General features: G+C 71.9%; 7 protein-coding genes. 2 read left to right on the top strand and 5 right to left on the bottom strand.

The genetic code is table 11. The annotated features are described in order from the left end of the window. Positions 1-89: 89 nt before the first annotated feature. The 4 genes from odhB to WG209_RS22110 form a co-directional block, all read right to left on the bottom strand. Positions 90-1,334: a 2-oxoglutarate dehydrogenase complex dihydrolipoyllysine-residue succinyltransferase gene (odhB, locus tag WG209_RS22125; protein ID WP_337177272.1), complete on the bottom strand. Its 1,245-nt coding sequence runs from the start codon at positions 1,332-1,334 to the stop codon at positions 90-92. A 3-nt stretch (positions 1,335-1,337) separates the two neighbouring features. Next, the gene (locus tag WG209_RS22120) at positions 1,338-4,148 is read right to left on the bottom strand and encodes a 2-oxoglutarate dehydrogenase E1 component (RefSeq protein ID WP_337177271.1); all 2,811 of its coding nucleotides are present in this window, start codon (positions 4,146-4,148) and stop codon (positions 1,338-1,340) included. A gap of 238 nt (positions 4,149-4,386) precedes the next feature. Continuing rightward, positions 4,387-5,121: a lipoate--protein ligase family protein gene (locus WG209_RS22115; protein ID WP_337177270.1), complete on the bottom strand. Its 735-nt coding sequence runs from the start codon at positions 5,119-5,121 to the stop codon at positions 4,387-4,389. A gap of 188 nt (positions 5,122-5,309) precedes the next feature. Beyond that, entirely contained in the window at positions 5,310-5,771 is a 462-nt protein-coding gene (locus WG209_RS22110) for a cytochrome c (protein WP_337177269.1), read from the bottom strand. Between the two features lie 268 nt (positions 5,772-6,039). On the opposite strand from WG209_RS22110, the gene purM reads away from it, so the two are divergent. Together purM and WG209_RS22100 are read left to right on the top strand one after the other, a co-directional pair. Beyond that, positions 6,040-7,107 (top strand): phosphoribosylformylglycinamidine cyclo-ligase, encoded by a 1,068-nt coding sequence (gene purM, locus WG209_RS22105; RefSeq protein ID WP_337177268.1) that lies wholly within the window; start codon positions 6,040-6,042, stop codon positions 7,105-7,107. Positions 7,108-7,330: 223 nt separating this feature from the next. Then, entirely contained in the window at positions 7,331-12,853 is a 5,523-nt protein-coding gene (locus WG209_RS22100; protein ID WP_337177267.1) for a DUF4175 family protein, read from the top strand. Positions 12,854-12,889: 36 nt separating this feature from the next. Here WG209_RS22100 and WG209_RS22095 read toward each other — a convergent pair whose 3' ends face one another. Continuing rightward, complete coding sequence (locus WG209_RS22095; protein ID WP_337177266.1) at positions 12,890-14,191, bottom strand: neutral/alkaline non-lysosomal ceramidase N-terminal domain-containing protein; 1,302 nt, start codon at positions 14,189-14,191, stop codon at positions 12,890-12,892. Positions 14,192-14,525 lie beyond the last annotated feature (334 nt).

The following is a 14,525-nucleotide window of genomic DNA, read 5'->3' as shown; positions in this document are numbered from 1 at the left end:
GTTGAAGCGTGTTCAGGCGTGACGACGCGAAAGCCCCGGCCGTCCCCGCGTGGGGGCCGGCCCGGGGCCTTGGATGGTCGCGAGGCTCGTCAGACTTCGAGGAGCAGGCGCTCGGGATCCTCGAGGCATTCCTTGATGCGGACGAGGGAGCTGACGGCCTCGCGGCCGTCGATGAGGCGGTGGTCGTAGGAGAGGGCCAGGTACATCATCGGGCGGATGACGATCTGGTCGTCGACGACGACGGGGCGCTTCTGGATGGCGTGCATCCCGAGGATGCCGCTCTGGGGGGGGTTGAGGATCGGCGTGGAGAGGAGCGAGCCGAAGACGCCGCCGTTGGTGAGGGTGAAGGTCCCCCCCTGGAGGTCGTCGACGCCGATGGCCCCCTTGCGGGCCTTGTCGGCGAACTCGGCGATGGCCTTCTCGATGCCGGCGAACGACAGCTGGTCGGCGTCCCGGATGACCGGGACCATCAGCCCGCGATCGGTGCTGACGGCGACGCCGATGTGGTAGAAGTCGTTGTAGACGATCTCGTTCCCCTCGATCCGGCCGTTGACCGCGGGGAACGCCTTCAGGGCCTCGATCGACGCCTTGATGAAGAAGGACATGAAGCCCAGGGAGACCCCGTGGGCCTTCTTGAACGTCTCCTTGTACTTCGCGCGGGCCGCCATGACGCGGCTCAGGTCGACCTCGTTGAAGGTCGTGAGGATGGCGGCCGTGCGCTGGGCCTCCACCAGCCGCTGGGCGATCCGCTGCCGCAGGCCGCTCATGCGCTCGCGGCGCTCGCCCCCCGCCGGGGCCGTCGGCCTCGGGGCGGCCGGCGCGGGGGCCGGCGTCGGCGGGGCCGGCGACGGGGCGGCCTTGGCCGACGCGCCGGCCTCGACGTGGGCGATCACGTCCCCCTTGGTGAGCCGCCCCCCCTTGCCGGTCCCCTCGACCTGGGAGGCGTCGACCCCCTCCTCGGCGACGATCCGGCGCACGGCCGGGGAGAGGTGGCCGGAGGCGCCGTCGGGGATGGCGTTGGCGGGGGCGTCGGCCTTCGGCGCGTCCTTCGCGGGGGCGTCGGCCTTGGGCTTGGCCTCGGCCTTGGCGGGGGCGGCCGAGGGGTCGATGACGCCGACGGTCGCGCCGATGGCGACGACGTCCCCCTCGGCGGCCTGGACCTTCAGCACGCCCGACGCCGGCGCGGGGACGACGTTGCTCGCCTTGTCGGTCTCCAGCTCGTACAGGGGATCCCCCGCCTTGACGGCCGAGCCGTCGGCGACGAGCCACTTCGCGAGGATCCCCTCGGAGATCGATTCACCCACGCTGGGGACGCTGATCGGGACGGCTGACATCGTTCAACGGGCTCCTTCTCGCGACCCGGCGGCGACCAGGGCGCGAACGGGGGTGGCGGAGACGAGATGCGGCACCGCGGCGCCGACGGCCGCCTCGACCAGCTCCGACTGCTCGCGGTCGTGGACCAGCTTGGAGCCGGTGGCCGGGCTGGCGCTGGCGTCCCGGCCGACGTACTGGAACTGGAAGCCCATCAGCTCCTCCAGCCGCGGCGCGACGAACGACCAGGCGCCCATGTTCTGCGACTCTTCCTGCACCCAGGCCCAGTCGCGGACCTCCGGGTAGGCGGAGAGGACCTTCTTCAGCTCCTCGGCCGGGAACGGGTAGAGCTGCTCGACGCGGACGATGGCGACGTCGTCCTGCTTGCCGACCTCCGCCCGCTTGGCGACGAGGTCGTAGTAGACCTTGCCGGAGCAGAGCAGCAGCCGGGTCGCCTTCCTCGGGGCGGTCGGGTCGTCGAGCACGTCCTTGAAGCCGCCGACGGTCAGTGCCTCGATCGGGGAGACGCAGTCCTTGCGGCGGAGCAGGCTCTTGGGGGTCATCACGACCAGGGGCTTGCGGAAGTCCCGCCGGACCTGCCGCCGCAGCATGTGGAAGTACTGCGCCGGGGTGGACGGGTAGCAGACCTGGATGTTCTCCTCGGCGCAGAGCTGGAGGAACCGCTCCAGCCGGGCGCTGGAGTGCTCCGGCCCCTGGCCCTCGTAGCCGTGGGGTAGGAGCATGACCAGGCCGCTGCCGCGCCCCCACTTGGACTCGGCCGAGGCGATGAACTGGTCGATGATGACCTGGGCGCCGTTGGCGAAGTCGCCGAACTGGGCCTCCCACATGAGGAGCATGTTGGGCTCGTCGAGGGAGTAGCCGTAGTCGAACCCGAGGACGGCGGCCTCGGAGAGCATGCTGTCGTAGACGCAGAACTGGGCCTGCCCGACCTCGAGGTGGTTCGGCCAGACCCAGGGGCGGCCGGTGAGCTGGTCGATCAGGACGGCGTGCCGCTGGCTGAACGTGCCGCGGCGGCTGTCCTGGCCGCTGAGGCGGACGGGGGTCCCCTCCATCAGCAGCGCGCCGAAGGCCAGCGCCTCGGCGTGGGCCCAGTCGATCGGCCCCTTCTCCTCCACGGTCTTGACGCGGTTCTGGAAGATCCGGGTCAGCTTGTGGTTGGGCGTGAAGCCGGTCGGCGGGGAGGCGGGGACCGCGGTGATCCGCCGCAGCACGTCGAGGGGCGCCCCGGTCTCGACCGGCTCGAACGAGAACTTGGGGGTCAGCTCGGACCACGGGCCGGTGGCGAAGCCGGGGGGGACGGCGCGGGGCTCGATCCCCTTGCGCTTGACCTCCTCCAGCACCTGGCCGAGCTTGTCGGCGAAGGTCTCGGCGAGGGTCTCGGCCTCCTCGCTGGTCATCTCGCCGGCGGCGACGAGCCGCTCGGTGTACATCTCCCGGATGGTGATCCGGTTCTTGATGTTGTCGTACATGAGGGGCTGGGTGAACCCCGGCTCGTCCCCCTCGTTGTGGCCGTGGCGGCGGTAGCAGACCATGTCGATGACCACGTCGCGGCCGAACCGGTGGCGGAACTCGGTCGCCAGCTCGGCGACGTGGACGACGGCCTCGGGGTCCTCTCCGTTGACGTGGAAGATCGGCGCCTCGATCATCTTGGCGACGTCGGTGCAGTACCGCGACGAGCGGCCGTCGGCCGGCGCGGTCGTGAAGCCGATCTGGTTGTTGACGACGATGTGGATCGTCCCCCCGGTGCGGTAGCCGGGGAGCTGCGAGAGGTTCAGCGTCTCGGCCACGAGCCCCTGGCCGGCGAACGCCGCGTCGCCGTGGATCAGGATCGGCGCGACGAGCTTCCGCGTGTCGTCCTTCCGACGCCGCTGCTTGGCCCGCGTCCGCCCCTGGACGACCGGGTCGACGGCCTCCAGGTGGCTGGGGTTGGGGGTGAGCGTCAGGTGGACGGTCCGCTTCTCCTGGGTGACGTGCTCGGCGGAGAAGCCCAGGTGGTACTTGACGTCGCCGTCGCCGGCGACCGTCTCGGGCATGTTCCCCTCGAACTCGCTGAAGATCACGCCGTAGGGCTTGTGCAGGACGTTCGCCAGGACGTTGAGCCGGCCCCGGTGGGGCATCCCCATGACGATCTCGCGCACGCCCAGCGAGCCGGCCCGCTCGATGATCGCGTCGAGCAGCGGGATGAGCATCTCGCCGCCTTCCAGCGAGAATCGCTTCTGGCCGACGAAATTCTTGTGGAGGAACGTCTCGAACAGCTCGGCCTCGTTGAGCTTGTAGACGATCCGGCGCTTCTTCTTAATGTCGAAGCCGGGGCTGTTGCGGGTCGGCTCCATCCGCTCGATGAGCCAGCGGCGGATCTCCAGGTTCCGGACGTGCATGAACTCGACGCCGATCGTCCGGCAGTAGGTGTCGCGCAGGACGCCGAGGATCTCGCGCAGGGTGCCGTGGTGCTCGTGGCCGAGCTTGCTGTAGAAGTCGCGGTCGAGGTCGGCCTCGGAGAGGTCGAAGTTCGCGAGGTCGAGCTGCTCGTCGGCCTGGCGGCGGGCGAGCTTCAGGGGGTCGAGGTCGGCCAGCGTGTGGCCCAATTCGCGATAGGCGTCGACCAGCCGCGTGACGGCCTTCACCGCCTGCTGGGCCGGCGGCGGCGCGTCGCCGTAGGGGGCGGCCTCCGGCCTGAGCGACTCCGCGCCCAGGTCGTACCCCTCGAAGAAATGTCGCCACGACTCGTCCACCGAGCCGGGGTCGTCCCGCCACCGCCGCTGATACTCTTCGACCAGGTCCAGGTTCGCCCGGCTCACCGCCGACGTGCGTGTCATCGAGAAAAATCTCCTGGCCGCCCCGGGCGCCAAGGCCTGCGGGGGGGCCGCGGACTGGACGAGGGTTGGACGAAACCGGGGGAGAGGTCCGATCCGCGCATGCGGGCGGCCCGCCGGATTCGGGGGTTCGACCATTCCCGTCGGCGCGCGCGAGAGCCCGCGGGACGCCTCATGCTCCCCGCCGACCCCCTCGTCACGCCCCGGCCGCTCCGACGCGGGCAACTCCGTCGCCGCGGCGTCATAGTCGCTCGATCCAAGATCGGTTCCCGAACCTCTCGGCACGCAGAGTTTCGAGACGATCTTGAGGGAGGATTGACGTCGCGGTGAGGACGGTGGAGTGCGACCACGCCGAGCGGATCGATTCGATTAGGATTCTACGGCGCAGCGGGATATTCCTCAAGAACTCCTCGTGCGTCCGCCCCCCTCTGTACGCCGGTTGGCGCGACGGCGTTTGCAGGTAGCGGGCGATCCGTGCGATTGTAAAATCGTACATGATCGTCGCATGCACCATCACCCGCCGTCGCAACCTCCGCTGGGCGCTTCCGGAAAATTTCCTGTCGCCGACGACAAGATCCCCAGACCCCCTAACTTCCACGCCCGGCTCGCGCGCGCGCAGGGCCTCGGCGACGACTCCAAGGACGTAGCCCTGCGCGCCTTCCACCGTGGCGAGGGGCGGCGCGTGCTCCGTCGGCAGGACCACGGTGACGTTCAGGGCGCCCGGCCCGATCACGACCGTCCCCCCGCCGCTGGCCCGCCGCGCGATCGTCGCGCCGTCCTCCCGGCAGCGGTCGACGTGGACCTCGTCGTTCAGCCGCCGCGACGACCCCAGGACGACGGCGTAATCGGGCTGCTCCCAGAACCTCAGGATCGGCCCCAGGGATTCCTCGTCGGCCTCCACCAGGATCGCCTCGTCGAGCGCGAGGTTGTCGTGGACGGACTGGAGGGTGAGGAGGTCGGGATCTTGGAGTGGCATGGGGAAGGAGGCGGTCCAGGGTCGTCGCGGCGGGTGCCCGCCGCGACACGGTCATGCGGAGCGTGGGACGCGCGTCCCCTCTCCCGATCGGGAGAGGGGGCCCATGGCGCCGCGCGCGGTCGCCGGGTTTGGGGGCGGCGAGGGCTCGTCGCCCGCGCGGCCGGCGACCCAGGCTCGCCGCGACGTTCTCAGAAGTCGTCGGCCTCGATGCGGAAGACCGTGTGGCACTCGGTGCAGGTCTTGTTGATGGTGTTGAACTGGTCCTTGGCCTCCTTCTGGTCGGAGTCGGCCTTGTCGGCGATCTCGGCCAGCTTCTTGGCCTCCTTCTCCCAGGCGTCGCAGAGGTCGTCCCACTTCTTCTCGGCGTCGGTCACTTCCTTGGCCTTCTTGGCGGCCTCGTTGTGGGGCTTGGCCTCCTTGGCGAGCTTCGCCCACTCCTCGGCGGCTTCCTTGACCTGCTCGCGCGACTTCTTGTAGGCCGCGACGTTCCGGACGCCCTTGGTGAGGACGGCCTTCTGCTTCTGGACCTTTTCCATGATCTCGCCCAGCTCGGACGTCTCGTCGGCCGAGCCGGTGAAGGCGGTGGCGGACAGGCCGAGGCCCAGGGCCAGCGACAGGCTGAACGCCAGCGTGATCCACTTGCGCGTCATGTACGGGTTCTCCATCAGGGCCGGTGGTGGGGTGGGGGGCCGTCGGGGACGAATAAAGGGGTAGGCGCGATGGTCCGGGCGGACATCGCCGATCGACCCGGGGAACCCTAATCTATACCCCCCGCGGGGCTCGATCAAGCACGGCGGCCCGCGCGTCGCGGCGGAGACGACTTGCCGCGACGCCCCGGCCTCGACGATGATCCACCGTTTGCCCTCGGCGCGTCGGCTTCGGGTCGGCCCCTCCATTTGCCCCAGCTTCCGGACGGACATGAGCGAGCCACTGGACTATCGATCGGCGGGCGTGGACCTGACCACCTATGACGAGACCATGGCACGCCTCCCGCCGCTGATGCGCCGGACGTTCACGCCCCGCGTCATGGAGTGGAAGGACGGGTTCGCCGGGCTGTTCCGCCTGGACGACAAGATCGGCCTCCTCTCACGCACCTACCGCGACCCGATCCTCGTCGCCTCCACCGACGGCGTCGGCACCAAGCTGAAGCTGGCCGTCGCCACCGGCCGGCACGACACCGTCGGGATCGACCTGGTGGCGATGTCGGTCAACGACTGCCTCTGCGCCGGCGCCGAGCCCCTGATCTTCCTCGACTACGTCGCCATGTCGAAGGACGACCCCAAGCTCACCTCGAGCATCGTCCAGGGGATCAGCGACGGCTGCATCGAGGCCGAATGCTCGCTCATCGGCGGCGAGACGGCCATCCTGCCGGACTTCTACCAGCCCGGCGAGTACGACCTGGCCGGCTTCTGCCTGGGCGTCGTCGACCGCAAGCAGTTGCTCAAGGGGGAGGAGATCCGCGCCGGCGACAAGGTCATCGGCCTGGCCTCGTCGGGCCTGCATTCCAACGGCTACAGCCTGGCCCGGAAGATCGTTTTGGACCACGCCGGGCTCAAGCTGGACGACCGCGTGGAGGAGCTGGGCCGGACCGTCGCCGACGAGCTGCTGACCCCCACGCGGATCTACACGAGGCCGCTGAAGGAGGTCTACCGCCACTACCGCGTCAAGCGGATCATCCACGGCATCGCCCACATCACGGGCGGCGGCCTGATCGACAACCCCCCGCGGATCCTGCCGCAAGGCCTGGGGATGCGGCTGACGAAGGGCTCGTGGGACGTGCCGCCGGTCTTCCCCTGGCTCCAGCGATTGGGGGGCGTGGCCGAGGAGGAGATGTTCCGCGTCTTCAACATGGGCATCGGCCTGGTGATCGTCGCGGCCGACTACTACGCCGAGTCGATCGTCCGCCACCTGACCCGCAAGGCCCAGATCCCCGCCTGGATCATCGGCGAGGTCGTCCCGGGCAACCGCGAGGTCGCGTGGGCGTGAGGCGGGGAGGGTGCCCGCCGGGGGTGCCCCCGCGCGTCCTCCGCATCGGCATGTAGGGGCGCCCCTCGCGGGCGCCCTCGCGCCCGACGTCTCGTCGATGGCCCCCCTCCCGGATCGATTCGGGGAAACAATCCGTCCCTTCGGCCCCCCGGGCTCGTATAATAGTCGGACCTTTCGTTGGGGACGGCGCGCACATCAAGGATCGGCCAGGGGGACGGACGTCATGACGGTCGGCGCCCAGACGCGGACGCAGGGCAAGCTCCTGGACTACAAGGAGTTCATCGACCACCAGATCGCGGCCACGCGGCGGCGGATCAAGATCACGGATCTGGTGACGTCGCTGCTCATCCTGGCCGTCGGGCTCGCGGCGACTCTGCTGGTGGAGGTGCTGCTCGACCACGCCTTCGGCCTGCCGGCCCTGGTCCGGCAGATCATCCTGTTCGTCGGGGCGGCGGCGGCGATCGGCTTCATCGCCATGAGGATCGTCCGGCCGCTGCTGCTGTCGATCAACTCCGTCTACGCCGCCAAGACAATCGAGGGCGCCGACCCCGAGATCAAGAACAGCCTGATCAATTACCTGGAGATCAGCCGCGACCCCGAGCGGGTTTCGAAGCGCGTCATCGCGGCGCTGGAGTCGCGGGCCGTCGCCGACCTGGCCCACGTCGAGGTCGACGACGTGGTCGACCAGCGAAGGGCCATGCAGCTGGCCTACGCCCTCTGCGGCGTGATCGTCGCCTTCTGCCTGTACGCCGCGTTCACCCCCAAGAGCATCCTCGATTCGACCAAGCGAGCGTTCCTCGCCGACATCGTCCGGCCGACGAACACGAAGCTCGTCAACATCAAGCCGGGGGCCGACGCCGAGCTGTCCGAGGTCGTCGCCGGGACGCACGTCCCGTTCTCGGTCGACGTCCAGGGGGTCCGCCCGGAGAAGGTGCGTCTTCACTACAGCGCCGACGGCGGCAAGTTCTTCGCGGTCAAGGACTTCGAGCCGGGCAAGAATTACTATGACCCGTGGTCGATCACGCTGACGAACGTCCAGCAGAGCCTGGACTATTACGTCACCGGCAACGACGCGGAGTCGCTGCGTTACAGGCTGAAGGTGGTGCCGGCGCCGATGGTCGAGTCGGTGTCGGTCGACTACGAGTTCCCGCGTTACACCGGCCTGCCCCCCCGCGTCGACGTGGAGGGGGGGCACGTGGAGGCGATCGAGGGGACCATCGTGACCGTCCGCGCGCGGACCAACGAGCCGGCGCGGGCGGGCTCGCTGAACCTGGCGGCGGGGGCCTCGGCCGGCATGGAGGTCGACGGCCCGGACGCGAGGTCGCTGGTGGGCAAGTTCAAGGTCGAGAAGACCGGCACGTACACGATCAATTTCCGGACGACCGGGGGCCAACTCAACCCCAACCCGGTCGTCTACGACATCCTGGCGCTGCCCGACCGGCCCCCCACAGCGCGGTTCGTCCGGCCCGAGCGGTCGGGCGTCCGCGTGCCGTCGAACCTGCCGGTCGAGTTGATGGCCGCCGGCGAGGACGACCACGGCCTCCGGGACGCCACGCTCCACCTCCTGCTGGGTGACGATGCCCTCCCGACGAAGAACCTCCTGGACGGCAGGCCGGCCGAGCGGACCTTCGAGGTCTCCGAGGTCCTGGACCTGGAGAAGCTCAACGTCCCCCCCGGCTCCACCCTCACCTACTGGCTGGCCGTCCGCGACAACCGCGAGCCCACCACCAACCGCGTCGAGACCCCGCGCTGGACGCTGGAGATCGGCGACCCCGTCGCCCCCGAGGACAAGGAGGAGATCGAGCGGGAGCAGGCCGAGGAGCGCGAGCGTCGCGAGGAGGAGGCCCGCCAGGCCCAGGCCGACCAGCCCCCGCCCCCCGCCGACCAGCCCCCGGACCAACCCCCAGCCGACCAGCCCCCGGACCAGCGGCCGCCGGACGGCGAGCGGGGCGAGAGCCGCGGCCAGGGCGAGGCCCAGCCCGACGGCCGCCAGGCCCCCGACCGAGGATCGTCCGCGCCGAACGACCAGCGTCGCGACCCCGGCGCCGAGCCCCGCCCCGGCGAGCCCGGCCCCGACGACCGGACGGCCGACGACCAGCAGCCCGGCCAGCCCGGCGACCCCGCCGCCGACGAGCGGATGCGCAAGCTGGAAGACGCCCTGCGCCAGAAGGGCCTCCTGAACAAGGACACGCCCCCTGCCGACCGCCCCGGCGATCCGGGCGAACGGGGCGCGAACGATCCGATGGACGCCCAGCCCGACGACGCCGGCGAGCGTCCTCGCGCCAACCCTTCCGACGCCGCCCCGGGCGCCAAGCCCCAGCAGCAGCCCCGCGGTTCCGGCGCGAACGACCCCGGCTCCGAGGTCAACCGCGGCGAGCGCGACCCCAACGCCGCCAACGACCCCGGCCAGCCCCAGGAACAGGAGTCGCGTTCCGGCCAGCGCGGCGAGAACCAGGCCGGCCAGCGCGGCGAGAACCAGCCCGGCCAGCGCGGCGAGAACCAGCCCGGCCAGCGCGGCGAGAATCAGCCGGGCCAGCGCGGCGAGAACCAGTCGGGCCAGCGCGGCGAGAACCAGTCGGGCCAGCGCGGCGAGAACCAGTCGGGCGAAGCCGGCGAGCGCGACAAGGCCGGCCAGGATCAGACCGGCGCGCCCGGCGCCAATGAGCCCGGCCGGCCCGGCGAGAATCAGGCAGGCCAGCGCGGCGAGAATCAGGCAGGCCAGCGCGGCGAGGGCGAGTCCGGCCAGCGCGGCGACGCCCAACCCGGCCAGCGCGACGAGGCGCGGCCGAACGAGCCCGGCCGCCGCGGCGAGGGCCAGCCCGGCGACGATCAGACCGGCGAAGCCGGCGCGAATCAGCCCGGCCAGCGGGGCGAGGCCGGACAGCGCGACGAAAATCAGCCGGGCCGGCGCGGCGAAGGCCAGGCCGGCCAGGATCAGGCCGGCGAAACCGGGCAGCGCGGCGAGAACCAGCCCCGACAGCGCGGCGAGAATCAGTCGGGCGAGGCCGGCGAGAGCCAGCCCGGCCGGAGCGGTGAGAACCAGTCGGGCGAGGCCGGCGAGAGTCAGGCGGGCCAGCGCGGCGAAAATCAGCCCGGCGAGGCCGGCGAGAACCAGCGCGGCGAGGCCGGGCGGCGCGGCGAGACGCAGGCGGGCCAGCCCGGCCAGGAGCAGACCGGCCGGCGCGGCGAGAAGCAGCCCGGCGAGGCCGGCGAGCGCGGCCAGGCCGGCCGGGATCGGACCGGCGAGCCCGGCGAGAATCAGGCCGGACAGCGCGGCGAGAATCAGCCCGGTCGCCGCGGCGAGGGCGAGTCCGGCCAGCGCGGCGAAGCCCAGCCCGGCCAGCGCGACGAGGCTCGGTCGAACGAGCCCGGTCGGCGCGGCGATGGCCAGCCCGGCGACGATCAGACCGGCGAAGTCGGCGCTAATCAGCCCGGCCAGCGCGGCGAGGCCGGACAGCGCGACGAGAACCAGCCCGGTCGGCCAGGCGACCAGCGGCCGGGCCAGCCTGGACAGCCCGGCGAGACCCAGCCGAACCAGCCCGGCCAGCGCGGCGAGGGTCAGCCTGGCCAGCGTGATGAGAATCAGCGCGGACAACCCGGCGCGAATCCGCCAGCCCAGCCCGGACAGCCGGGTCGGCCGGGGGAGCAACGGCAGCCGGGCCAGCCGGATGGGGGTCAGCCTGGTCGACCGGAGGAAGCACCGCCGGCGCGGCCGGGACAGGAGCAGCCCGGCGAGGAACAGCCGGCGCGGCCGGGCCAGGAGCAGGCCGGTCGGCCGGATGACAAGCAGCCGGGACGACCCGCCGAGGGCCAGCCCGGACAGCGCGACGAGGACCAGGCGGGTCGGGCCGACGAGAATCGGCAGGGTCAGCCCGGTCAGCGTACCGAGGACCCGCGCGACCGGCGGGCTGACGGCACCTCGCCCGACGCCCAGCGGGGAGAGAAGCCCGAGGGCCGGCAGCCGGGCGATCGGCGCCCCGGCGATCCCGAGGCGAAGCCGGGCGAACCTCGCAAGGATGACGCCGGCCAGGAGAAGTCGCGCCGCGACGATCCCGCCGGCGCCGAGAAGGCCGACTCGAACGCCCAGGCCGACGAACGCGCCCGGGAGCGGAACGCCCGCCCCGACGGCTCCGAGGAAAAGACCAACGCCGACGGAGCCACCGACTCGGCCGAGCAGTCGGACCGAGCCGGCCAGCCCGAGAGCAAGGATGCCCAGGCCAAGGCGCAACCCAAGGACTCCAGGTCCCGCGCCCGCGAGGAAGAGCCGGCCGCGGCCAAGAAGGAGGAAGACGAGGCCAAGCCCGACGCGAAGAAGGACGAGACCAAGAAGGAGAAGGAATACCCCACGCACCGCTCGCGGGATCCCGAGAAGCCCGACGAGAAGCGGCCGGAGCCCGAGGAGGAGCCGGTCGACGAGCCCTCGCCCCGGGACGAGCGTCAGCCCTCCCGCCGCCCCGACGACGCGCGTGCTCCCTCCGATCCGTCCATGTCGCCTTCCGCCTCGGGCAGCCCGTCCGCCGACCAACAGGGACAGCCCGGTCAGCAGCCGGGGCAAGGCAACCAGCCGGGTCAGCAGCCCGGGCAGGGTAATCAGCAGGAACAGGGCAACCAGCCGGGACAGCAACCGGGTCAGGGTAATCAGCCGGGTCAGCAGCCCGGTCAGGGTAATCAGCCGGGACAGCAACCGGGACAGGGTAATCAGCCGGGACAGCAACCCGGTCAGCGGCCGGGCGAAGGCAACCAGCCGGGTCAGCGGCCGGGGCAGCAACCCGGTCAAGGCAACCAGCCGGGGCCAGGTAACCAACCCGGTCAAGGCAATCAACCCGGCCAGGGCAGCCAGCCGGGGCAGCAGCCCGGCCAAGGCAATCAACCCGGCCAGGGCGATCAGCCTGGCCAGGGCAGCCAGCCCGGTCAGCAGCCCGGCCAGGGTAGCCAACCCGGTCAGGAGCCGGGGCAGGGCAACCAGCCGGGGCAGCAACCCGGGCAAGGCGATCAGCCGGGTCGGCAGCCCGGTCAGCGGCCGGGCGAAGGCAATCAGCCCGGACAGCGGCCTGGGCAGCAGGGCCGTCAGCCCGGACAGGGGAATCAGCCCGGTCAGCAGCCCGGGCAGGGCGACCAGCCGGGACAAGAGCAGCAAGAAGGCGGCCAGGGCCGGGGCGAAAAGGGTCGTGATGGCGCGGGCTCGCCCCATGCCGCTCCGACGGGAGGCGGGCAGGGGGCCGGGGTGCCGCCGGCCGTCCCCGATCAGCCCGACGAGCCGATGGAGCCCACGCCCGAGCGCGACGGCGTCGGGGAGGACACCGTCGCCCCGCGCGACCGGCCCCAGTCGGATCTCGTCCTCCGCACCGTCCGCGACCTGCTGGAGAACCAGGCGGACACCTCCGACCTGGAGGCGGCCACCGGGATGAGCCGGACGGAGATCGAGCAGTTCGTGAAGCAGTACGAGCGGATCGAGTCGGGCCCCGCCGGGCCGGGCCGCGAGATCGAGGTCGAGCCCGGCGCGTCCGGCGAGGACGCCCGCGCGGCGTCCGACCTGCCGGGGCTCGGCAACCACTCGATCTCCACCCGCGCCCTCAAGGACCGCGGGTCGATCCCCCAGGACGAGATCCGCGACAACCAGGAGGGCGTCCGCTTCGCCCCCCCGCCGGAGTTCCGCGGCAAGATCGAGGGCTACAAGAGCGCCGTCTCCCGCTCGCGGGCCGCGACGCCCCGAAGCGCCCCCGCCCCCCAGGGCGGGACGCGCTGAGACGTCCCCGACGGCCGGGAGTCCGGGGAGAGCCCGTCACTCCTCGCCGGGAAACCGCCCTCGCATCCGGTAGAGGGCGACGAGGGCGCGGTCGAGCATCCGCTCGCCCGCGCCCAGGGCGATCGGCGCCATGCGAGGATCGGCGCCATAGCCCCCCTCGGCGGCGGCGTCGATCGTCGGGAAGTAGAGGAAGTGGCCGTTGCAGCACCCCAGGACCAGGGCGTGCGGCAGGTCCGCGCGATCGCGGAGCCGGGTCGCGTGGCCGTGGAACGGCTCGCCGGGGAGGCCGACCAGGCCGATCGAGTCCCCCAGGAGCGCGGTCGTCGTCTCGGGCCGCATCCCGCCGGCGAACTCGGCCGCCAGGTTCTCCACCAGCTCCGGGAAGAAGATCCGGCCGTAGATCAGCCGGTTCAGCGGATTGGCCAGGTCCAGCCGCGTCCCGAAGTCGTGCGACTCCGTCGTCACGGCGATCGTCGGCGCGACGGGCTCGGCGGTCGCGGCGGCCTCGGCCAGCGCCAGGGCCTCCATGCCCAGCGCCCGGCCGAACTCGTCGGGGCCGCGGACGTCCGGCGGCGGGTTCGGGCTCATGTCGCCGCCGGCCCCCTGGAGGAAGAGCGCCGGGGCGTTCAGCCGCCCCTCGATCGCGGCGCGCATGGCGCCGGGGAAGTCCGCGGAGAACGTCAGGTCGTCGGCGGGCCGCATCACCGGGTGCGCGGCGAAGTTGACCAGGAGCGCCAGCGGCGAGCCGTCGGCCCGGTCGACCCGGATGACGGTCAGCCGGGGGTCGGTCGATTTCGGGTCTCGCTTCGAGTGGCGGTTCCGGTTCATCGGGACGTCCTTCCCCGCCGCGCGGATCGAGGCCGGCTCAAGGCGGTCGTCGGCCTCGGCGACGGTCGCGGCGATCTTCGCCGGAAGCTCGCGGGCATAGGCGACGGCCGCGTCGAACTTCCCCCGGCCGCGATCCGGCTCGTCGGTCAGCTCGATCACCGGGCCGTGGTGGGTGTGGCTGCCGCAGATCATGACGCCCGCGAACCCGCGCGGGGCCAGGGCCTCGCGGATCGCCGCCATCATGGCGGGGGTCGGGCCCCGGCCCAGGTCCAGGGCGACGACCGCCAGCTTCGACCCGCCCGCCTCCAGCACGATCGCCCGGGCCAGCAAGGGGTCGCGGACCCCTTCGGAAGGGGCGTCCCGCCGCGAGGCGTACCCCCACAAGGGGACCGGGGCCGAAGGGGTTACGTCGCGGGTGGCGACGCCGGCCCGGAAGGTCGACGCGGCCTCGCCGGCCGCGGCGAGGGTCGTGATCAGGGACAGGATGGGGGCGGCGATCGATGCTTTCATGACGATCCCTCCGGGCCGAAAACGGCCCACGCGACGGCCGCGCCCCTTGCACGGGGGCCGGCGCCTAGTAAAATAGTCCGACCGCGATCGCGCGGGATGCACGTCTCGGACGCCGTGGGGGGGGAGCCGTCGGGCCCTCCGCCCCGCGTTGCAGGACAGCGATCGGGCGGAACGTCGCCCTCATCCGTAAGACGAATCATCATACGACCAGTCGGACGTCGGCGCATCCGTCGGCCCGCGACCCGCGAGACCACGCGGGGGGCGGGGACGATCCGCGGCGGCGGACGCCCCGAGGATCGGCGGCGTCGCACCTTCTGATTGCCAGGCGGAGGCC

Origin of the sequence: Paludisphaera sp., from assembly GCF_037189885.1 — a bacterium.
In the GTDB taxonomy this organism is placed as follows: Bacteria; Planctomycetota; Planctomycetia; order Isosphaerales; family Isosphaeraceae; genus Paludisphaera.
The sequence above is the reverse complement of the archived record's forward strand: the minus strand, read 5'-3'. Positions and strand labels throughout refer to the sequence as shown.

Coding starts and splice junctions, on each gene's coding strand:
- odhB (WP_337177272.1), bottom strand. CDS start 1,334: ATGTCAGCCGTCCCGATCAGCGTCCCCAGCGTGGGTGAATCGATCTCC.
- WG209_RS22110 (WP_337177269.1), bottom strand. CDS start 5,771: ATGACGCGCAAGTGGATCACGCTGGCGTTCAGCCTGTCGCTGGCCCTG.
- purM (WP_337177268.1), top strand. CDS start 6,040: ATGAGCGAGCCACTGGACTATCGATCGGCGGGCGTGGACCTGACCACC.
- WG209_RS22100 (WP_337177267.1), top strand. CDS start 7,331: ATGACGGTCGGCGCCCAGACGCGGACGCAGGGCAAGCTCCTGGACTAC.
- WG209_RS22115 (WP_337177270.1), bottom strand. CDS start 5,121: ATGCCACTCCAAGATCCCGACCTCCTCACCCTCCAGTCCGTCCACGAC.
- WG209_RS22095 (WP_337177266.1), bottom strand. CDS start 14,191: ATGAAAGCATCGATCGCCGCCCCCATCCTGTCCCTGATCACGACCCTC.
- WG209_RS22120 (WP_337177271.1), bottom strand. CDS start 4,148: ATGACACGCACGTCGGCGGTGAGCCGGGCGAACCTGGACCTGGTCGAA.